The 21,948-nt window shown below is 38.7% G+C and carries 21 protein-coding genes; 8 read left to right on the top strand and 13 right to left on the bottom strand.

Annotated elements, in window-relative coordinates:
• Nucleotides 1-194 precede the first annotated feature (194 nt).
• From OU989_RS07240 to OU989_RS07210, 7 genes are read right to left on the bottom strand one after another with little or no spacing between them, the layout of a single operon-like run.
• On the bottom strand, nt 195-656 hold the full coding sequence (locus OU989_RS07240; protein WP_274796447.1) for a nucleoside deaminase: 462 nt from the start codon (nt 654-656) through the stop codon (nt 195-197).
• A gap of 13 nt (nt 657-669) precedes the next feature.
• Nucleotides 670-1,620 (bottom strand): carbamate kinase, encoded by a 951-nt coding sequence (gene arcC, locus OU989_RS07235; protein ID WP_274796446.1) that lies wholly within the window; start codon nt 1,618-1,620, stop codon nt 670-672.
• 2 nt (nt 1,621-1,622) lie between these two features.
• The gene (locus OU989_RS07230; RefSeq protein WP_274796445.1) at nt 1,623-3,101 is read right to left on the bottom strand and encodes a cytosine permease; all 1,479 of its coding nucleotides are present in this window, start codon (nt 3,099-3,101) and stop codon (nt 1,623-1,625) included.
• A 32-nt stretch (nt 3,102-3,133) separates the two neighbouring features.
• Nucleotides 3,134-4,561 carry a YlbE family protein gene (locus tag OU989_RS07225; protein WP_274796444.1) on the bottom strand — a complete coding sequence of 476 codons (1,428 nt, stop codon included), beginning with the start codon at nt 4,559-4,561 and terminating at the stop codon, nt 3,134-3,136.
• Nucleotides 4,554-6,107, bottom strand: a complete 1,554-nt coding sequence (fdrA, locus tag OU989_RS07220) for an acyl-CoA synthetase FdrA (protein ID WP_274796443.1) — start codon at nt 6,105-6,107, stop codon at nt 4,554-4,556. The genes OU989_RS07225 and fdrA overlap by 8 nt, the downstream gene beginning before the upstream one ends.
• A gap of 2 nt (nt 6,108-6,109) precedes the next feature.
• On the bottom strand, nt 6,110-6,988 hold the full coding sequence (locus OU989_RS07215) for an oxamate carbamoyltransferase subunit AllH family protein (protein ID WP_274796442.1): 879 nt from the start codon (nt 6,986-6,988) through the stop codon (nt 6,110-6,112).
• 31 nt (nt 6,989-7,019) lie between these two features.
• A complete protein-coding gene (locus OU989_RS07210) occupies nt 7,020-7,628 on the bottom strand; it encodes an ankyrin repeat domain-containing protein (protein ID WP_274796441.1) in 609 nt (202 codons plus the stop codon).
• A gap of 214 nt (nt 7,629-7,842) precedes the next feature.
• Between OU989_RS07210 and OU989_RS07205 the strand changes: the two genes are divergently transcribed.
• The 4 genes from OU989_RS07205 to OU989_RS07190 all read left to right on the top strand — a co-directional run bounded on the left by OU989_RS07205 (nt 7,843) and on the right by OU989_RS07190 (nt 13,272).
• Nucleotides 7,843-9,561, top strand: coding sequence for a PucR family transcriptional regulator (locus tag OU989_RS07205; protein ID WP_274796440.1), 1,719 nt, complete (start codon nt 7,843-7,845; stop codon nt 9,559-9,561).
• A gap of 191 nt (nt 9,562-9,752) precedes the next feature.
• The gene (locus OU989_RS07200) at nt 9,753-11,510 is read left to right on the top strand and encodes an ABC transporter ATP-binding protein (RefSeq protein ID WP_274796439.1); all 1,758 of its coding nucleotides are present in this window, start codon (nt 9,753-9,755) and stop codon (nt 11,508-11,510) included.
• A 14-nt stretch (nt 11,511-11,524) separates the two neighbouring features.
• The gene (locus tag OU989_RS07195) at nt 11,525-12,202 is read left to right on the top strand and encodes a response regulator transcription factor (protein ID WP_274796438.1); all 678 of its coding nucleotides are present in this window, start codon (nt 11,525-11,527) and stop codon (nt 12,200-12,202) included.
• A complete protein-coding gene (locus OU989_RS07190) occupies nt 12,199-13,272 on the top strand; it encodes a sensor histidine kinase (protein WP_274796437.1) in 1,074 nt (357 codons plus the stop codon). The genes OU989_RS07195 and OU989_RS07190 overlap by 4 nt, the downstream gene beginning before the upstream one ends.
• Before the next feature lie 23 nt (nt 13,273-13,295).
• Here OU989_RS07190 and OU989_RS07185 read toward each other — a convergent pair whose 3' ends face one another.
• The gene (locus OU989_RS07185; RefSeq protein ID WP_274796436.1) at nt 13,296-13,883 is read right to left on the bottom strand and encodes an NAD(P)H-dependent oxidoreductase; all 588 of its coding nucleotides are present in this window, start codon (nt 13,881-13,883) and stop codon (nt 13,296-13,298) included.
• A 119-nt stretch (nt 13,884-14,002) separates the two neighbouring features.
• Between OU989_RS07185 and OU989_RS07180 the strand changes: the two genes are divergently transcribed.
• Nucleotides 14,003-14,440 carry a MarR family winged helix-turn-helix transcriptional regulator gene (locus OU989_RS07180; protein WP_274796435.1) on the top strand — a complete coding sequence of 146 codons (438 nt, stop codon included), beginning with the start codon at nt 14,003-14,005 and terminating at the stop codon, nt 14,438-14,440.
• Between the two features lie 44 nt (nt 14,441-14,484).
• On the opposite strand, the gene OU989_RS07175 is transcribed toward OU989_RS07180, so the two are convergent.
• Nucleotides 14,485-15,009, bottom strand: coding sequence for a hypothetical protein (locus tag OU989_RS07175; protein ID WP_274796434.1), 525 nt, complete (start codon nt 15,007-15,009; stop codon nt 14,485-14,487).
• Between the two features lie 489 nt (nt 15,010-15,498).
• Here OU989_RS07175 and OU989_RS07170 point away from each other — a divergent pair, with 489 nt between their 5' ends.
• On the top strand, nt 15,499-16,305 hold the full coding sequence (locus OU989_RS07170) for a YqcI/YcgG family protein (protein WP_274796433.1): 807 nt from the start codon (nt 15,499-15,501) through the stop codon (nt 16,303-16,305).
• On the opposite strand, the gene OU989_RS07165 is transcribed toward OU989_RS07170, so the two are convergent.
• A complete protein-coding gene (locus OU989_RS07165) occupies nt 16,249-17,565 on the bottom strand; it encodes an amino acid permease (protein ID WP_274796432.1) in 1,317 nt (438 codons plus the stop codon). The two genes, OU989_RS07170 and OU989_RS07165, sit on opposite strands and share 57 nt — an antisense overlap.
• A 16-nt stretch (nt 17,566-17,581) precedes the next feature.
• The gene (locus OU989_RS07160) at nt 17,582-18,517 is read right to left on the bottom strand and encodes an arginine deiminase family protein (protein WP_274796431.1); all 936 of its coding nucleotides are present in this window, start codon (nt 18,515-18,517) and stop codon (nt 17,582-17,584) included.
• A gap of 132 nt (nt 18,518-18,649) precedes the next feature.
• On the opposite strand from OU989_RS07160, the gene OU989_RS07155 reads away from it, so the two are divergent.
• A complete protein-coding gene (locus OU989_RS07155) occupies nt 18,650-19,096 on the top strand; it encodes an NUDIX hydrolase (RefSeq protein ID WP_274796430.1) in 447 nt (148 codons plus the stop codon).
• Nucleotides 19,097-19,124: 28 nt separating this feature from the next.
• On the opposite strand, the gene splB is transcribed toward OU989_RS07155, so the two are convergent.
• Both splB and OU989_RS07145 read right to left on the bottom strand, forming a co-directional pair.
• Nucleotides 19,125-20,153, bottom strand: a complete 1,029-nt coding sequence (splB, locus tag OU989_RS07150) for a spore photoproduct lyase (RefSeq protein WP_274796429.1) — start codon at nt 20,151-20,153, stop codon at nt 19,125-19,127.
• A gap of 9 nt (nt 20,154-20,162) precedes the next feature.
• The gene (locus OU989_RS07145) at nt 20,163-20,387 is read right to left on the bottom strand and encodes a transcriptional regulator SplA domain-containing protein (protein WP_274796428.1); all 225 of its coding nucleotides are present in this window, start codon (nt 20,385-20,387) and stop codon (nt 20,163-20,165) included.
• A gap of 169 nt (nt 20,388-20,556) precedes the next feature.
• Here OU989_RS07145 and OU989_RS07140 point away from each other — a divergent pair, with 169 nt between their 5' ends.
• Nucleotides 20,557-21,945 (top strand): TldD/PmbA family protein, encoded by a 1,389-nt coding sequence (locus tag OU989_RS07140; RefSeq protein WP_274796427.1) that lies wholly within the window; start codon nt 20,557-20,559, stop codon nt 21,943-21,945.
• Nucleotides 21,946-21,948: the final 3 nt, after the last annotated feature.

Raw genomic sequence — 21,948 nt, 5'->3', positions numbered from 1 at the left:
GTACAAAAAATATTGCTGAATCAAGTTAACAGCATGATTATTTATTTCATTGTACCAAGAATCTTACAACTTTTTGTTTAAAATTAGAAAAGGGATTCTCCTTGACGAGACCCCTCCTCTAATGTATGTCTACGGAAAGCTTTGAGCAGTCCTAATTTTGTTAGGCTTGAATGCTCAAAGCTAGCTAACGGTTATTATTTTACTTCTTCTGCCATTTTTTCATTAAAATGCACGAACAGGTTGTCACAGTCTTCTCTAGTCTCGATTTTGTGCATGTTTAGCACGCTTGTATCTTTACCTGAAAAATAGTCGCGTATATGCATATCAGAGAAGCCATTTTTGTGAGCATCTTCTGCTGTATTGCAATAATGTACTTCCTTAATACCTGCCCAAATAATTGCTGAAACACACATTGGACATGGCTCACAAGTAGCATAAATAACACAATCAGATAAGTCCATTGTTCCTAACTTTTTAGAAGCTTCACGAATAGCCACAATTTCTGCATGTGCAGAAAGGTCTGTATCACGATTCATTGTATTCCCTACAACGGCAATGATTTCGTCACCTCGTACAATTGTTGCACCAAAAGGTCCGCCAATATTTTGATCGATACCTTCTTTTGTTTTTTCAACTGCTAATTGAATATAATCCATACCGTGAATCCTCCTAGTTAATAATATGAGTACCAGCTTGATTATTAATTGCCTCTTTTAGACTTTCAGGGTTTGTAATAATCACTCGGTGACCACCATTTTCTATGAAGCTTAGGCTCGCTTCAATTTTTGGAAGCATACTTCCTGGTGGGAACTGATTATCTAGAACATGTTGCTTTGTTTCTTCTACTGTAATTTCTTCAAGTGCTTGTTGTTCTGGCTTACCAAAATTAATAAACACACGAGGAACACCAGTTGTAATAATTAAGGAATCTGCATTTACTTGTGCTGCTAATAAGCTTGTCGCAAAGTCTTTATCAATGACTGCATCAACGCCTTCATAGACATTATTTTCTTTTTTAATGACTGGAATGCCACCGCCACCTACAGCAATCACGACATAATCATTATCAATTAATGATTTAATAGCATCCTTTTCTACAATATCAATTGGTTTTGGTGAAGGCACAACACGACGATAGCCCCGACCAGAATCCTCTACCATTTTCCAATCTGGATGTTCAATTAACATTGCATCCGCTTGCTCTTTTGTAAAGAACGAGCCCACCGGCTTTGTAGGGTTGATAAAGTTTGGATCATCTTCATTAATTTCAACTTGTGTAATGACACTTACTACTTTTTTATCAATTTGACGCTTAGATAGTTCGTTAATTAATGCTTGTTGAATTAAATAGCCAATTCCACCTTGTGTATCAGCCACACAGTTTACTAGTGGTACTGCTGGCATACCAGCTACCTCGTTAGCAATTTCACTTCTTTGTAATGTGAAACCAACTTGTGGTCCATTACCGTGTGTGACAACTACTTTATAGCCCTCTTGAATCATATCCGCGATATGTTCGACCGTTTGTGCAACTGCCTCTTGCTGACTTTGAATAGATTCACTTCCGCTATCTTTAACTAGCGAATTACCGCCGATTGCTACAATTACTAATTTACTCACAACTACACCCCTACTTTATTTTCTACACTATTATGAACACTTTGCTGATTGAATTTATATAGCACCGTATATAAAATAAATGACATGATTAGACCGCTGAAGAATGCAAAGTCATTTAGCTTCACTAAGAACGGTACACCCTTAAGAAAGGCACCAGACATTGGTAACAGGAAGCTAATCAAAAGGACGATACACGCGATGATATTATAGCCAGATTTATAGGCTCCGTTTTTTCCCTCTTCTACGTAAAGCATTGATAAATTTAAATGTCTTTTACGCTCGATAAAGAAGCTAGACAACATAATACCCACTATTGGACCAAACATAGAACCTATGAAACTATAAAAGAAGAATAAAGTTTCTGTACTCGATACTAGTTTCCAAGGTAAAATGATTGTTCCAATAACAGCTGTTAAAACACCTGCAGATTTCACTGTAAATACTTTAGGGAATAATGTTGTCATTTGTAATCCAGATGGTAGTAAGTTACCAAAAACTACAAAAGCTGTTGCCCCTACATTTAATGCTAAAATTAACACCACTACAGAGAATGGATTTTGAATTTTATCAATTGCATCGACGATATTAAAAATTGGTTGTCCGAAAGCAATCTCTGTTCCTGCAATTAAGCTAATACAAGTGATAGCAAATAATAGATAAGAACCGATCATACCAATAGATAAACCGTAAATCATCGCTTTTGGTGATTTTGCTCTATGCGTATAGTCTGCAATATTAACCACGGGACCAGCCCAGTTCGAAACCAACGCACTGACACATGCAATAAAGACTAATGGACTTTCCATTGTTGCAGAAGGTTTATATTCTAAAATTGGTCCAATTCCACCAGCAATATTAATTGCCCAAATAGCTGCTCCAATGATGAAGATATAAACAATCGGTGATGAATATTTACCAAAGACAGTTAACATATCCATGCCACCTAAAAATAGCAACACTGTAACTAACCACAAAATGCCATAGGAGATCATTGTTGGAACATCTAAGCCAAAAATATTGAAGTCTCCACCGATAGACATATAATTCGGAATGAATCTTGAAAATAACACATTAAGGGATTGAGCACCTACAACTATTGTCGTCCCAAAGAATACAACCCCAGCAACCAATCCTCGACATAATGCTGGTATAATAGAACCTTTCACTCCAAATGAATCTCTTAGTAATATAGCGAATGGTATACCATATTTAGAAGCAGAATATCCATTTAATGCGTAACCTGCAGAAACAATCAATGCCGAAAGCATGATGGCTAAGAAAACTTGATTGACAGATAATCCTAAGATGAAAAATCCAGCCACCGTCATATAAGACATAATATTGTGAACTGCGCCCATCCAAACTGTGATGTAGTTAAAAATCCCCCAATCCCTTTCCTGAGGCCCTTTTGGTAATAGATCTTCCGAATAGCCAAGTGCTCTATAGTCTTGATTGGACTGTTCAATTTTTGTATGTTCCATATTAAGCTCCTCCTACTTATAAGGAAGTGGGCTTAAGCCCACTTCTCACTAATTGTGATTAATGATTTTTCGAAAGCTTCCATTGGAGGATGAGTAATACCAGCACCAATCATGCCAATACCAGCCTCTTTATGTGCGATTGCTGTATTGATGATTGGAAGAATACCAGTTTGAATTACTTTACGAATATCAATACCCGTAGGAATTCCCATGAAGTTTAATAATGGAATGGTAATATTTTGGTTCTCTGTTGTTGTAATTTCTTTCATTTGACGTGAATATCCAATTGCTTCATCTACTGTTCCACCTACTAAAGCAACAATTGCTGGTGCAGTAGCCATTGCAAAGCCACCGATGCCGTATGTTTCCGTAATAGCACTATCTCCAATATCAAGACCTGAATCTTCTGGTTTATACCCAGCAAACATCGGTCCGATTACTTGTTGTGCAGGACCTGTAAACCATGTATTACCTGCCATACCACTAATACGAACACCAAATTCTACACCGTTACGTGCCATCGTAGTGACAACAGTACTGTATTCAATACCGTGTGCAGCATCTAATGCACATTTACAGCAAGCCATCCATGTAGGACCTGAGAAGTAATCACTACTTGCTACAAAGTCAAATACTTCACGTTTTTGTTCTACAGGGTAATCTGTTTCTAAAATAAAAGGTGTTAATGCTTGAATTAATAAAGCCGTGCCTGCATTGTTACGGTTATGACACTCGTCACCCATATGAAGCGCTTGTGCAAGCATTAAACGAAGATCAATACCTTCTTTATTCAGCTTCATCGCATCACGTAAAATTGGACCTAACACATCGCGCATCCAAATTAATCGCTCGACAACGCTGTCATCGTTCGCACCCATACGTAAGATTTTTGCCATTTGCTCACTTAAGTTTGTATAGGCTATATTGCCATAAGCTTTATTTTCTACGATGTGCATAAACATAGAAGCTGAAGTTACACCAGCCATTGATCCAACTGCGTTATGTTCGTGACATGGTGAGAACGTGATTTCACCCGATGCAGCAACCGCTGCAGCTTCCTCTAGATCTTTTGCTAATCCTTCAAATATTAGAGCACCCATTACGGCACCTTTCATTGGTCCGTTCATTTTTTCCCAAGTAATAGGAGGGCCTGCGTGTAAAATTGTTTTCTTCGTCATCCCTGGTACTACATTAATGGCTTGGTCAAAACCAATTAGCACTGGTTGGGAGTTCACAATTTTTTCAACAGCAAGACGGTTTGCAGCTTCGATTTTCTCTGCTAGTTCTGCTTTATCAATTTTGTTAAGAGCTGCAATGATTTCTGGCTTACCTCCACCCGGTGGTGACCACTCTAGGTGTGTTGCGCTTGCATTTTGTGCTAAAATATCATCTTTAAAAAGTTCAATACCTACGTTAATAACGTTAATTTTACTTGTGAAAAGTTCATTAATCTTACTCATGATTTTCTCCTTTCAAAACCATTTCTCTTGCAAGTAATCCTGCATTTGTACTACTGCTTGCATGTGTCACACCTGCATCGACTAATTTTTTCACTTGCTCATCTATGTTTGGTGTATCTAAGTCAGTTCCAAGGACATACCCAATGATCTCTAGATGCCTACCTTCTTTTTCAGCTAATTGCTTAGCTTCCATGATGGCAGGAAGCATAACGCCCACTGGATCTTCATGAGAGCCGAAGCCTAATACGAAGTCCATCACGATAACGCCAACAGATGGATCTTTCGCTTCTTGTAGGAAACGCTCAATACGAGAAGATGGATCGATCATTGGATGTGGCTTACCATTTGTAAAGTCATCATCACCGAAGTCAATGAATGTATGCTCTTGACTTACACTGATATCCTTTAATAAGAAGTCCGGATTTTTTTGGATATTACTATAAACATTGTAGAATTTCTCCATAGCTAGATACATAGATTCATCACATAACGTACCGCCACAGAATAAACCACGAATGTATTTTTGTTCTGGTGATAATTTAGCGCGAACCTCTTCAATTAACGGAAGATTAAGTGCACGCTTGTTAATGCTTGCTTCATCAATACCTGCTAGTAATACAGCTTTTAATGCTGCTTCTTTAGACGTTTTTGCAAATTGTCCACCAGCAGCCACAACTGCCTCTTCATTACCACCAATAAAGTAAACAACAACAGGTTTACTGCACTCTTTAATTTGCGCAAGTACCTTTTTCTCAACACTTGCTTCAGGTGGCTTCGATACAAGAACAATTACTTTTGTTGCTTCATCAGCATCAAGAGCTTTGATACCGTCAAGCATCATAATACCGCCTACTTCTTTACTTAAATCGCGTCCACCTGTCCCGATAAGTTGGGTAATCCCACCACCGAAATCATGAATACGCACACTTACCTCTTGGCTACCAGTACCTGAAGCTGCAACAATACCGATGCTGCCTTTTCTTACAGCATTTGCAAAGCAAAGACCTGTATTCCCAATGATTGCTGTTCCACAGTCTGGCCCCATCATTAATAAACCTTTTTCATGTGCTAAAGTTTTTAATTCTACTTCGTCCTCTACGCTCACATTATCGCTGAATAACATAACATGCAGATTATTTTCAAGAGCTTTGCGAGCTTCACGAACAGCAAATGCACCATTTACCGAAATAACGGCAAAGTTTGCATCTGGGATACCTTGTACGGCAGAATCAATCGTTGCATATTTAATATCGCTTTTTGCTTGTGCTGAGTTTTTATTTGTTAACAATTCTTCTACTGCTAAGTAAGCGCTTTCTGTTTGCTCCGCATTAGCAGTTTTTACAATAATCATTAAGTCACCAGCTGTTGCTTCCTCTACTTCTGACGTCATCAAACCAACGTTGCGAATGACTCCTTTGTTCATTTCAGTCCCCATACCAATAATTGCTTGCTCAACGCCTTCAATTTGATTCGCTTTTGTTGATAGTGACATCAATGATACTGAATCAAAATATGTGTTTCGCTTAATTACGACTTTAATACTCATCTTTATCCTCCTAATTTTATATTGGCTTCTAAGCCACTTATAAGCCCTAAGGCGATATCTGTCCCCGATGAGGAGCCAATTGCAAGCACCTTTCTAAGAGCCTGAATTGAATCCGCTTCCGTTCCATATAAAATGGAATAAATGAGTGAACAGATGGATTCCCTTACTTGTCCATTTGCTGCCTTTTTCAATGTTGTATAGCTAATAGCATTGGTCAAAGGCTTCATCATGTTGATGGCGCTTTCACACAGTTGCTTGTAAATATAACAAGGACTATTTTCTAAGTGAATGATGGCAAATAAGCCTACTAAAAAATCATCACCTGATGGTGTTAGCCCAGGTCCCAAGCCTACTAAATCAATTGCATAACTCTGAAAATGATCAAAACGCTGATTCATTAATTCCTCTCGGAGTAAACTTGTACGTTGCTGAAGCAATCTCGATGTTTCAGCCTCAAACTCACTAATTGATGAATTACTACGTTTCATTCCTCCACTTTTGCCATGTAAATTAATAAATTGTTTTACAGTGACTACATTCGTTTTTAAACAGGTTTGATCAGTTGGGAAAATAGGTAGTTGACATTGCCAACGAGTGGCGGTCTGCATTGCTATTTGTACTTTATCTTCTATTAATAGTTGGTCATGTTGAACCGATACTCTGTCATGTTGATGAATGTGCAGGTTGCCTAAAGTATCGAGATCGATAATCAGTGTATTGGGTGCATTATCCATTGCTTTCGTAGCAAGTGTGAAAATTTCTCCATTAGCCTCGCTTTGAATATTCAATGCATGCGTAAAAACACTATGAACCATTCCCGTAAACCCCGATGCACCTATTTGCTGAAGAAAATAGCCATCACCAGATATTGCGTGTATCATATGTACACCTCTTTATGCCCTAGAAATACTACTATTTTGCCCCTGCTCCTAGTAAAATCTTTTCAATTTCAGTGAATCCTTTTTCTCTCGCCATCGCTAACGGTGTCACCCCATATTGATCCACTAATTGTGTATCTGCACCATGTTCAACTAATAAACGAACAATTTCCTGTTGCTTCTCTCCACCATCATTTAAAAGAATTGCTTCAATTAATGGTGTCCAACCACAAATATTCGTATGGTTGACATTAATATCTGTAGTCGTAACAAGTTCACGTACCACATCTACAAATCCCTTCTCACTTGCAGGGTGAACACCTACACCACCAAAGCGGGTTAAACGTTCTAAATCTGTGTTTGCTTCAAGCATTATTTTCACAAGCTCTAACTTTCCGTTAATACATCCATATAAGAATGGATTTAAGCAAATTTGATCTTGAAGGTCGATATCTGCCCCTTCCTGAATTAGAAATTTTACTGTTTCTAATTGATCATTCATAGCAGCAAGTAAAATTGCCGTACGTTTACGCTTATTGCGAGAGTTAATATCTACACCTTGTTGTAAATAACCTTTCAAAGCGTTAATATCCCCTGTTTCAGCCGCAGCTAAAAATTCCGACACCACATTTGTATCTTCCACATTCTTACCTCCATTAATCCGACCTATTGTTCATTTCAACTAAAGGGAAATGAACCGCAGCAATGTTATTTTTTTCACATTACCGTCTTACACGCTTTATTTTATTCTCTTAAAACGTATATATCATTGTTTAGCAAAACCAAAAAGAATGTAGATGATTTAGGCAATGTGTACAATGTTTTGTGATAAGATTATGGCAAAGGAGTGAAATCATTTGCTAACAATCAAAGATATTCTAGAAACAAAGGCACTCGAAGGAATTAAAATTGTTGCCGGAGAACAAGGGATTCATAATAAAATTGCACTTGTGAACATTATTGAAAATCCCGATGCATTTGATTGGCTGACACCGAATGAATTATTATTAACAACTGGTTATATATTTCAAGACGATGAAGCATTACAAAATAAAATTATCCAAGAAATTTCTAAAATAAATTGTGCTGGCCTTGTCATTAAAATGAGGCGCTATTTACAAAAAACGCCTCAAAACATGATTGATATTGCCAACCAATATGGTTTGCCCTTAATAGAATTACCTTATAACTACACCTTGTCCAAGGTCATCTCGATCATCAATGAAAAGGCTTCAGGAGGCTATGATTTATTAAATAGGAAGTCATTGGATATGCATAATACGTTGTTTAAGGTGGCACTTGAAGGTGGAGGCATTGAATCCATCTCTTGCATGTTAGCCGAAACGATTAATAACCCGATTATCTTTTTGGATAGTGACTGGAATTTACTGCATTATACAGATCTCGATTCGAATCCTGTGCCACTTGCCTATGGCATCAACCTCAAGAAGAATCGGCCTACGTTTTCGAAGGATTTCATTGATACAATTCCAAAAGATTTAAACGAAATGCAAAAATCAATTACAAGGATGTATCATTTAGAAGATGTGGCTGTGAAATGTCGAATACTACCCGTGGCAGTTGCAAATTACATTTACGGCTATATTGTAATTTGGCAAACCGTACGTGATTTGACGGAGTTTGATTTCATCGTTTTGGAGCAAGCATCCACGATTGTTGCGTTAGAAAGGATTAAACAGAAGGAAATTGAGGGTGTGCGTTTAAAAATTAAACAGGAATTTTTTGATGATTTATTGACGGGTAAAATCAAATCCAGTGAAACGCTGCAAACACTCTGTGACCTACACGGCTTAAATATCAATTATAAATATTATTGTATCGTCATTTCGATCAGTCATGACAACCTGAGTGAACACCTTGATTTAATTTCAAGAAAATACGAATCTGATAATATAGCAAAAAAATGTGTGACTTTAATTTATGAACACTCTAGTACCATCAATGGAGAAATTACATGTCTTTATCGAAACAATCAAATCATCGTACTAATAGGACAACAGGATACGAAGCAAGACAGGACGATTAATGAAACAAAACAATACGCAGATACTATTCTGCAATTATTAATACAGCATAATAGCCAAACTTCCTTTTTGGTAGGTATTGGCAAAGAATATAAACATATTCGCTTTGTTCATAAAAGCTTTGCAGAAGCTCATGAAGCACTTCGACTAATGCAACGGTTTGAGGAACGTGGAGCTGTAGCCCATTTTGCCGATCACTCAATTTATCATTTTTTAGATTCAAATATGAATGAGGTGCAATTAAAGGACTTTTTCTTAGAAAGCTTAGGAGCTGTCTTTGAGCATGATCTTTTACATGGGACAAGCTACCTCGTTACATTAGAAAACTATTTTATTAATCATATGAATATTAGTGAAACAGCTAAGGAAATGTTTGTTCATCGTAACACATTAATTTATCGTATCGAAAAGATTAAAGAGATTCTAAAAACAGATTTAAAAAGCTATGAGGAACTGCTGCAAATCCAATTAGCCCTTAGAATTTATCGTTTGCTTGGAAAGTCTTTATACCATGATGAATTCGCAGATTAATTGTACAAGGTGATGCCCGATATGTGCATCGCCTTTTTAACTTGAATCAACCTAAACATCACGTATAGCAGACCCTCTCTTTTATATGATATATGATACGCTTCATTTCATATTCAGTTCATAAACGCATGCTATAGTAAAGCCATAGAAACGAAATACGTTGTTTTATACATTGAAGGAGGCTTATTTCTTTGCAAGAGACATCAAAAGACAAGACAAATCAAAAAGATTGGCGACGCTTTATCCAATTAATCAAACGAGCCGAACCCCCAATTTGGTTACTGGTCATCGCTTTAGTAATGAGTTTAGCTACGACGGGTGTAGGCTTTATCGTCCCACTCTTTACAAAACAATTGGTGGATGGTTTTTCATTAGAATCACTTGATTATTGGCAAATTATTGTACTCGGTATTGCCTTTATCGCACAAGCTATTGCTAGCGGATTATCCATCTACTATTTAAATCGTGTTGGTCAGCATGTTGTCGCTAGATTGCGAGACCAGTTATGGCGAAAGCTTTTACATTTACCCATACCCTACTATGATCAACATGATACAGGTGAAACATTAAGCCGTGTTACGAATGACACAGCCGTTGTAAAAGAGCTCATTACAGAACATTTAGCAAACTGTTTATCTGGGGTTATTTCGATTATTGGTTCCATCATCATTCTCTTAATCTTAGATTGGAAAATGACGTTAGTGATGCTAATTGCAGTCCCACTCGCAATGCTGATTTTAATGCTACTAGGTAAACGGATGTTTGTGATTTCTAAAGGTATGCAAGATGAAACAGCGAAGTTTACAGCGGTGTTAAGTCAAGTTTTGCCTGAAACTCGTTTAGTAAAGGCTTCGAATGCTGAGCACGTGGAATATGAGCGTGGCAAAAAAGGCATTACAAATCTTTTTACATTCGGCTTAAAAGAAGCGAAAATTCATGCACTGATTTCACCGCTCATTTCATTCGTTCTCATGTCAGTGCTAGTAGCGATCATTGGCTATGGTGGTGTTCGCGTTTCCTCTGGGGAACTGACTGCTGGAGATATGGTGGCATTTATTTTATATTTAATCCAAATCATTATGCCAATGACACAACTAACAATGTTCTTTACTCAGCTACAAAAAGCAATGGGGGCTACAGAACGAATTAGTGCATTACTGGAACATGAAGAGGAACATATTGATGAGGGTTTAACTGTCGAAAAAATCAATCAACCGATCTATGTTAAAAACGTTGATTTCTCTTATGCTGAAGAACCGATTTTATCCAATATTAACTTCACGATTGAACCAGGCAAGGTTACAGCCATAGTGGGGCCTAGTGGTGGCGGAAAAACTACAACCTTCTCGTTGTTAGAGCGATATTATCAGCCAACTAATGGTAGCATCACACTAGGAGATACCCCCATTGAAACTTTCTCTCTCCATTCATGGCGCAGTCAAATTGGCTATGTGGCACAGGAAAGTGCTCTGCTCTCAGGTACGATTCGAGAAAATATTTGCTATGGTATAGAGCGAGACGTCGCAGATGATGAGCTAGAAAGAGTCGCTAAAATGGCCTATGCGGATCAATTTATTAATGAGCTGCCAGATAAGTTTGACACAGAAGTAGGAGAACGAGGCATTAAGCTATCGGGAGGGCAACGTCAGCGTATCTCGATTGCAAGGGCGTTACTACGCAATCCCCAAATATTAATGTTGGATGAAGCAACATCAAGTCTAGATAGTAAGTCAGAAATTTATGTACAAAAAGCTTTAGACAACTTAATGCAAGGTCGCACAACATTAGTAATTGCGCACCGTTTATCTACCGTGGTAGACGCCGATCAAATATTATTTATTGAAAAAGGACATATTACAGGCTGTGGTACACACGAAACGCTCTTTGAAACACATGCTATGTATCGTGAATTTGCCATGCAGCAATTACGTATTAAAGAGAATGAATAAAGGGGTTTGTTGAAATGACAAAACTATTAGTGGTGGATGATGATGCACATATTCGAGAATTAGTAAAAGTATTTCTTCAAAATGAAGGTCTTGAGGTTATAGAGGCTACGGACGGTGTAGATGCACTGTCCAAATTAGCCGCTGAAAAAGTGGATATGGTTGTGATGGATATTATGATGCCAAACATGGATGGCTGGGCATTATGTGAGGAAATACGTTCATTCGATACGGATCTCCCTATCCTTATGCTAACAGCTAAAGGAGAAACCTCCCAAAAGGTCAAGGGCTTTCATTTAGGAACAGATGATTATCTAGTGAAGCCATTTGAACCAGTCGAGCTCATCGTGCGGGTCAAGTCCATTTTAAAAAGATACCGCATTTCCCTCTCACAGGTTGTTGAAGCTGGTAACGTTAAATTGAATCGCAGTACGCATGAAGTGGAATTGGACGGGGAGACTATTCTACTTCGTTTAAAGGAGTTCGAGCTATTATTCACACTAGCAAGCTATGTTGGTAAAACCTTTTCACGTGAACAATTAATCGAAGAAATTTGGGGCTTTGATTATGAGGGTGATGAACGAACAGTCGATGTCCATATTAAAAGAATACTCGAGCGTTTTCCACAGGAAGTTAGCGGCTTTGTCATTCGCACTATTCGTGGCCTTGGTTACCGCTTGGAACTAGCCACATGAGAAAACGAAGATTCTTTTTAAAGTTGATCATGGTCCTTTGCCTGTTTCTCATTGCAAATACTGTATTTGCTTTGCTTGCCTATCATGCAACCACATGGCTTTATAGTCGATTGGGTGCAGAGCCCCAAGGATTTTGGCTACAGTTAGGAACAGTAATTGGTGTATTTGTGCTCTTTGCCTGTTCAGCCGCTATTATCTTTTTAATCGGGCTAAATCGACAACGTAACTATTGGGATACGATTGTAGATGCATTAAGTCGCATGGCAAAAGGTGACTTTGATGTCAAATTAGATTTGAAAGCAGATGAGGAAGACCAATTTGGGCAATTAATTCATGGCATCAATCATATGGCCGTTGAATTAGGCGAACTCGAAAGAATGCGTCAAGAGTTCATTTCCAACGTTTCACATGAGATACAGTCACCTTTAACGTCTATTAATGGCTTTGCAAAGGCACTAAAAAATATCAATCTGCCTGAGGAAAAACGCCAACATTATTTAGACATTATCGAATTAGAAAGTCATCGTTTATCGAAAATTAGTGAGAATTTACTTAAACTAACATCATTAGAATCCCAGCATCATCCTTTTGAGCCTAAACAATATCGATTAGATAAACAATTGCGCAATGTTGTTCTCGCATTAGAACCGAATTGGCTAGAAAAAGAGCTCGACTTTGATCTCCATCTTGACAACATTTGCATCACAGCTGATGAGGATTTAATGAACCAAGTATGGATGAATTTGCTGACTAATAGCATCAAATTTACCCCCAATAAAGGTACCATCTCATTGTCCATGAGGTTGGACTCAGATAGAATCACCGTAATTGTTCAAGACACTGGCATTGGCCTAACGGAGGAACAACAAATGCATATCTTTGAAAGATTTTATAAGGCTGACCAATCCCGAACAGCCACAAATGGTGGCAGTGGATTAGGGTTAGCGATTGTTAAAAAAATTATTGATATGCACAATGGAACGATTACTGTGGAAAGCAAGCTAGCCGAATGTACAAGATTTTTAATTACAATACCGATCGTCAGTATTTCAGCTCGTGCAAACGATTAACACCGTTCTGCACGAGTTATTTTTTAGTAAGCTACTTTTCTAAAATATTGATATACTTTATTCAATTTTTGCTGTTGCTTCCCCTTTTTACTTTCCATGTTACCAAACTCAAAAAACTTCACTTTTTTCATCCCAACAAACTTAAACAATGCACGCTTCATCAAAATTTTATGTGCGTTATTCAACCATAAAAATGGATAATTGGTTGGCCCCTTCATTGTAGACACACAGACAACAGACTTCCCTTTTAAGAGCCCTTCTGGAAATAACCCCTTTGTATCGCGATAAGCAAAGTTCGCTGCAAATAATTGATCAATATAGCCTAACAGCATAGCTGGTGGCCTCCCCCACCAAATCGGGTAAACAAAAACTAGTTGATCTGCCCAAGAAAGCTGTTGGCGATATTTTTCCATCTTCGGATCCTGATACATATCACGTCGTCGTTTGTGCTCATGGAACATTAAACGTGGATCGAAGTCTTCTTCATATAAATCTAGTATCTGTAACTCCTCGATGGCAGGATTCTCACGACACCCCTTAATTACTTCCTGTAGAAAAGCATAATTTAAACTTTTATGATTTGGGTATGTATAGACAATTAATGTTTTCATTTCGTGCACCTCATTACTTATCATTTGATAACAAAATAATAATCGAGCTCTTTTTAGTTGTCAAATGATAATTGTTTTGAGATAAGTTATTTGGTATCTTGACAGTAGAGGTGATCCCAATGAATAAAAGCTCTTTATTTCATCAATTTGTATCGTTTACTGCCACTATCCATCAAGTGACACACGATCTTACACAAAATGTTACGGATGCAAATATCACACCGCTACAATATAAAATTCTTGAATATATTAAAGTAAGCCAGCCTGTCACACCAACCGAAATTAGTGACTGCCAACACATGTCCTTACCAAATACGAGTCGTGAACTACGAAAATTAAAAGAACGACAGCTAATTGAAAAATTTAACGACACCGGAGACCGAAGAAAGCAATATGTTCGCTTGTCCAATGAAGGTGAAAAAATGATGGAAGAGGCCTTCGCCTGTATAGAGGAACGCTTTTCCCAGCTTATTCAACATGCTTCTCCACAGGATCTAAAGGAAATCCAACATGCCCTAACCATCCTAGAGCAAAAGGTTTTTCAACAGAAAGTTTAAGACCATGCCGCTAGCTGCTTCCTACAATAGCAGGCTGGTTCTTTTTAGGTAGTTGATGTTGCATTATTGCTCATACCTTTGCTTGTGGTGATTATTCTTGATTCCATACCGCTCATACTCTTGCTCGAGGTGATCATTCTTAGCTCCATTCCGCTCATACTCTTGCTCGAGGTGATCATTCTTGGCTCAATACCGCTCATATCCTTGCTCGTGGTGATCACCTTTGACTCAATTCCGCTCATACCCTGGCTCGTGGTGATCATTCTTGGCTCCATTCCGCTCATATCCTGGCTCAAGGTGATCATAATTGGCTCCATTCCGCTCATATCCTGGCACGAGGCGATCATAATTGGCTCCATTCCGCTCTTCTCCTTGCTCGTGGTGATCATTCTTGGCTCCATTCCGCTCATACTCTTGCTCGAGGTGATCCTTATTGGTTCAAAACCGCTCATATCCTTGCTCAAGGTGATCATAATTGGCTCCATTCCGCTCATACTCTTGCTCGAGGTGATCATTCTTGGCTCAATACCGCTCATATCCTTGTTCGAGGTGATCATAATTGGCTCCATTCCGCTCATATCCTTGTTCGAGGTGATCCTTATTGGTCAAAGCCGCTCATACCCTAGCTCGAGGTGATCACCTTTGACTCAATTCCGCTCATATCCTTGATCGAAGTGATCCTTATTGGCTCCATTCCGCTCATATCCTGGCTCAAGGTGATCATAATTGGCTCCATTCCGCTCATACCCTGGCTCGTGGTGATCATAATTGGCTCCATTCCGCTCATATCCTGGCACGAGGCGATCATAATTGGCTCCATCCCGCTCATACTCTTGATCGAGGTGATCCTTATTGGCTCCACTCCGCTCATACCCTTGCTCTGGTGATCATTCTTGGCTCCATTCCGCTCATACCCTTGCTCCAGGTGATCCTTATTGGTCAAAGCCGCTCATACCCTAGCAGTCTCTCGAAAGAATACCTCGTATACTCGCGACAGATTCGTAACCCATTTGCTTTTTCTTTAATAGTATAAAAGTGAGTAGAAGGAGGAGTCTCAAGTGGAAGGTGTAGTGTTTGATAGGAAGTGGATTGAGGATCATTTTGAAGCACTTCCATTATGGCAACAGTCTGCCTATAATGACTTTGCTGCCACGATTGCTGATGAAGCAAATACGTTTCCGTGTGTACCAGCCAGAATGGGCTTTTTATCTAATCATTTACGTTATAGTTTTGTTGGCGATCCACGGGAGGAGCAATCGATTAACTTGCTAGCTCAGTGCTTAAAGGAATACGCGAAAGTCTCGCGATCTTGTGGAAAATATACAACCCTTACAGTGTTTTTTCATGCCCCTCTTGATATGCTAGAAAGCTTTAAGGTGGAGGATTATCAACAGTTATTTTGGTCAGTCTTAAACCATTTAACCAACATAGATGAGGTAGCTTGGCCTGAAGAAATACCGACAGATCCAGTCCATAATGAATGGGAGTTTTGCTTTAACGGGGAACCCTATTTTATTTCTTGTGCTACACCAGCACATAAATTGCGGAAGAGCCGTCATTTTTCTACTTTGTTAATGGCCATTCAACCTCGCTGGATATTTAATGATATAAACGACTCTACTGCATTTGGACAAAAAATGAAAAAGCTCATCCGCCAGCGCATTGCAGACTATGACCAAATTCCAGGACATCCTGATTTAAAATGGTATGGACAAGAGGATAGCTATGAATGGAAGCAGTATTTTTTAAGTGACGATAATCAAAGTCCATCAAAATGCCCTTTTTTACGGATGTCAAAGGAAAATGGTTCATTGCGTAATATTCCTTTGCCTTTTCACGACGAACCAGGTCGCCAATCCAATTAGAACAATAAAGAGCAGGCTCACGTAAAAACCGAGTCTGCTTGTTTTTTCGCCTAAAGTCCCAGACACCGTCACTATAATGAGTAATATCCCTATATTATTTTTCACATAGGCCCACTTTGATAATGCCATGAGCTTCCTATAGGTCACTAAAATAAAGAGCCAGTTGTAGATTAGCATTAAACCCGCTGCGGTAATTAAATATTCAAAAATTTTTTCTGGCATCAGAAAGCCAATAACAATCGTGATGACTAAACCACTCGTTAAAAAAATAAAGGCGGGAAATGGCACTTTCATTTTCCCTTTTTTCGCCAAAATATCTGGAGCATCTTGATCCTCTGCCAGTGTTATAAGAATGGTGATAACCGCGTAAAGCGAAGCGACCATTGTTGAAAAACCAGCTATGATTAATACACCATTAAAAATATCTGCTACAAAAGGTATATGATAACCATGAAGTGCTGTGATAAAAGGGCTTTCATCTATCGCAAAGTCTTTCCATGATACAAGTGCCAATGCAAGTGCAATAGCTAGGATAAAGATGATTGTTATGACAACAAGCATAATTCTTCCTGCTTTCGGCGCCTCTTGCGGATTTTTTAAATCGATAACCATTAACCCCATTACCTCTATTCCTCCATAGGCATAAAAGGCATAGAGCAGTCCAAGCCATATTCCTTTCATTCCTTGTGAAAAAAAGGATTCATAATTAGCTTGTAATGAATCCAGAGTTGCTGCTTGCGTGCCTTTCAAGATGATAATAACGGCAACGATAATAAACATGATAATGGCAGCAGCTTTTAAAGCTCCGAAGATATTTTGGAAATTTTCAAAGCCCTTCATACCTGTTAGAATCACGACTAATCCTAGTACGGCATAAATCGCTGCAGAAATCCAGAGTGGCAGTGCTGGAAACCAGAACCTCGTAAAAATCCCGAGCGCCATCAGCTGACTTCCCATGATTAATAACTCTGACATCAAGTATACCCAGCCATTACTGAACCCTGCCCATCGTCCAAAGGCTTGCTTGGCATAAGTACGAAAGGAGCCTTTATCAGGGTTTTCCACAGACATTTTGACAAGAGCATCATAAACTATATACGTGCAAATGGCTGCTAATAAAAAAGGAATGAGCACGGCTGGTCCGCTTTTATGAATGGCCATACTTGTTCCAAGAAAAAAGCCTGTTCCTAATGTACAGCCGATACCGAGAAGTGAAAGCTGCCACCAAGACATTCTACCTTTACTTGTTTTTGATGTCATTATTATCAGCCTTTCATTACGTTCTTACCAATGGCATTGTCATGCATCGAATTCCACCACCGCCTTTTTCAAGCTCTGTGACATCAACCTCAAGCAAGTTCTTTTTCTTTAGTAGTGGATGTGCCAATAATTGCTGTTTCGATGCCTGTTTGCTAATCACTAATGTTTCAGGATTTAGGTTAATAAAATTAATATCAGGGATTGTCTTATAGGAGTCTAGCCAGAAAACTTCAAAACCATGATGCTTTAAAAATGATTCCACCATATCAAAACGTCTGCTTTGCGCTTTCAACACCTGTACTGGAAAATAACGAACAAAACTTTTAGCGATGACCAAATTCTTGTTCACAACATTACAATTCATATCTAAATGAAGCGTATCATTGCTTTTTGGTAAATCAATGACTGCGATTTCAGAAAATCCCTCATGTAAAATAGTTTCCATTATACCTTCGATAGCCTCTATTGTCGTTCGCATACCGAGATTAATAAGTACAGCATCCTTATTTAAAATCAACACATCTCCACACTCGAATGAATGTAGTGGTTGCAACATTGGCATCAATTGTTGGGGAAACCATTTTTCTAAAAGTGCATGAGCAAGAGGATATTCTGGTTGCCTTAGTGAGCTTCCTGCATTACCAGGTACTATTCGATTGCCGATGACACACGCAAGATCACGTACAAAATAACGGTTAATAAACTGTTCACTTAATAACTGCTGATCAATAGGAAGTTCTTTTGCGTAATCTATAACTTTAACCCCCTCGTTTTCTAATATCATCTTTAGTGCCATGAAGCTTTCCAGTGCCTTACTATGATTAACCGTATCACTCCAACCTACCTGCTCCGCTATCGTTAAATCTGAGACATCTGCAATTGAAGGTGCACAAAGCATGACAACCTTTAGCTCTTCATGCTCTGACCAACAATTTACTTGGAATGAATCCACTCTATTTTCTCCCCTTTTTCATTAGCGTTACCATTGCTTTTTGGATTATACAAATATGAACATAAGCAGGATTTTTTCATTTTATGGTTAATTCATACAGAGGGAAAATCAATTAAAGAAAAGGATGTTATCATGGAATACTATAAATTTTTAAGACAATACGTAGGACATCAACCGATTATTTTACCTGGATCTGTTGTCATCATGTTAAATAGTGCAAACGAAGTGTTACTACAAAAAAGATATGATGGCGGCTGGGGGCTCCCAGGTGGCTTAATGGAATTGGGTGAGAGCTTAGAAGATACCGCCAAAAGAGAAGTGTTAGAAGAAACAGGTCTGATCATCTCAGACTTACAGTTACTGGGTGTTTTTTCTGGACCTGATTGCTATCTTAAAGTGTCAAATGGAGATGAATTATATTCTGTTACAGCTGTCTATTATACAAGAAATGTTCACGGTGATTTAGTGATTGATTACAATGAATCAGAGACGATGCACTATTTCTCACTGAGCCATTTACCACAAAATTTAACAGATCGTCGTTTTATTGAACCGTATAAAGCACAATTATTACTATAGAGAGAAAACATATTGTTCTCTCTCATAGTTACGTAAAATATTCTAGTTTCGCTTGTGGAAAGAACTTTTGCATATAGCCATATAAATGTTCTTTAATATCTTCCTCTTCTTCTTTTTGATAAATATATTTGCCAATTCCATATTTGCCCCATTTATACCTTCTCACAGTTTCGTCGAGTTCTAGCTTCGTCATCGGGTAATTTTTTTCAATTACTCGTTTAGCTGGCTTTGTAAAGCGATGCTGAATAAACTCAAATGTGATATCATCGCGTACATCCTTAGGTAGCTCTGCATCTAATCGTTCAAACATATGGTAATATCCTTCCTGCCACCCTTCATGGAGATAAATAGGGGCCACAATAAATCCAAGTGGATATCCAGCTCTTGCCACTTTACCTGCCGCCTCTATGCGCTTCGCAAGTGGGGATGTACCTGGCTCAAAATGTTTGATGACATAATCTGCATTAACGCTAAAACGAAACCTTGTCTTGCCATTATGATTGGCATCCAATAGGTGGTCTACATGATGGAATTTCGTAACAAACCGCAATTGGCCAAGCTCGCTTTGCCCAAAATGCTCAATAGCACGTTTCAATGTATGTGTTAAATGATCAATCCCTACAATATCAGAGGTACAAGATGCCTCGAAGCGTGTGATTTCAGGAGCTCTTTCGGCCATGTAATGATCAGCTTGCTCTAGAATTTCATCGACATTTACATACGTACGAATATAAGGTTTGTTGCCCATTGTCGTTTGTAAATAACAATAATGACAATGGCCCATACAGCCTGTTGCAAATGGAATGGCATATTCTGCTGAAGGCTTCGATGTATCAAACTTTAACGTCTTTCTAATCCCAACCACTAAGGTGGATTTAGCTACGCGATACTTTTGAAAATCATTGTCTCCTGGCAGATTTCTTACTTGATTGTGCGACGTCGTATAGCGAATTTCAATCCCCATTTTCTCAAACTTCTCTTTGAGCTCCTGCCCTAATGGATACTGAAGTGCATCGGGTTCAAAATAGACAAGCTGAGGTGTAAAAGGCTTTATCATGTCCACCTCCTAGTGAAAATACTGATGATAGGCTTGTTCAGCTGCCATCTCACTTGAAAAAATTAACATATCATTCGTGATCGGATAATAGGTTTCGAATAAAAATAGAGCTAGCTCCTCTGGTTGCTCTGGATGATTGACTACCGCCGCTTCCTGTATATTCGCTACATCCTGAATATGTGGATTGCGATAAAAAATATAAACTATATCACCAGCATTATATGGTTGTTGCATCTCTTCACCTTCCTCTGTCTTTCCATTAGTTTGGTGAAATTGCATAAAAATTATGTCATAAAAAATTTTATTGGCAATATACATAAATTTGTATATCACCAATCTAGAAATATAGAATAATACAGAACTTTTTAAAAATTTGGTATAATCAAGAAAAGGAGGAATTTATATGATTAAACAATCCATTATAGAAAATGTGCTTGAAGCAGCTCTCGCTACAGGTGGTGATTTTTCTGAAATCTTCATTGAAGATAAGTATGCTAATGAATTCGTTTTACAAAGCGGACAAATCGATCAAAGTATTGCTGGACGTGATTTTGGTATTGGCATTCGAATTTTTTCAGGCCTTCAAAGTATCTATACCTACACTAATGATTTTTCAGAGGAAGGCTTATTGGCAGCAGCCAAACGAGCAGCACTAGCTATCAAAGGTGGTGCGTCAGGTACTATTCACCCTCTTCATAAGGAGATGGTGACACCTATTCATCAAATCCTGCGTATGCCTAATACTGTGGAGCACAGCAGGAAAACCGCTATCATGCGACAAGCAGATTCAATCGCTAGAAATTATGACCCCCGTATTAGTCAAGTATTTGTCCGTTATTTAGACGAACAGCAGAACGTACTAATCGCTAATTCTGAAGGTAAATTTGTAGAGGACACACGTATTTATAGTAGGCTGAGCATGCGAGCAACTGCTGAAGAAGGTACTGAAGTGCAAACAGGTTTCTATGGTCCTGGTGCCCATGCAGGCTTTGAATTTATTGAAAGACTGGATCTTAATCATTACGCAGGAGAAGCTGCACGTATTGCTGTAACGATGCTTCATGCAGATGAATGTCCAAGCGGAAAATTCCCTGTCATCATTGATAATGAATTCGGTGGCGTTATTTTCCATGAGGCTTGTGGCCATGGCTTAGAAGCAACAGCTGTTGCTAAAAATAATTCTGTCTTTGCGAATCGTATTGGGGAAAGAGTGGCTCCTGAAATTGTTACATATATTGATGACGGCACACTTCCGAATGAATGGGGTTCGCTTAATATTGATGATGAGGGAGAAAAAACAAGGAGAAATGTTTTAATTGAAAATGGTATTTTAAAGGGCTACCTAATTGATAAATTTAATGCTCGACGCATGAATGCGCAGCCAACAGGCTCTTCACGCCGACAATCCTACCGATTTAACCCAACATCACGCATGACGAATACCTTTATCGCACCTGGCACATCTACGCCAGCCGATATTATCGCTTCTACAGAATACGGAATTTATGCAAAATATATGGGTGGTGGACAAGTTTCCCCTTCCACTGGTGATTATAATTTTGCGGTAATGGAAGCTTATATCGTCAAAGATGGCAAAATTGAACGACCTGTGCGAGGGGCAACCCTTATTGGCAATGGAGCTAAAACATTGCAGCTAGTTGATCGAGTTGGCAATAATCTTGCACACGGAGCCGGCATGTGTGGATCACTTAGTGGTAGCCTTCCTGTCAATGTTGGTCAGCCGATGATTCGCGTGAGTGAAATAACTGTTGGTGGAACAAAGGGGGAATAAACT

The sequence above is a fragment of the Lysinibacillus irui genome (genome assembly GCF_028877475.1).
Taxonomy (GTDB): Bacteria; Bacillota; Bacilli; order Bacillales_A; family Planococcaceae; genus Lysinibacillus; species Lysinibacillus irui.
The sequence above is the reverse complement of the archived record's forward strand: the minus strand, read 5'-3'. Positions and strand labels throughout refer to the sequence as shown.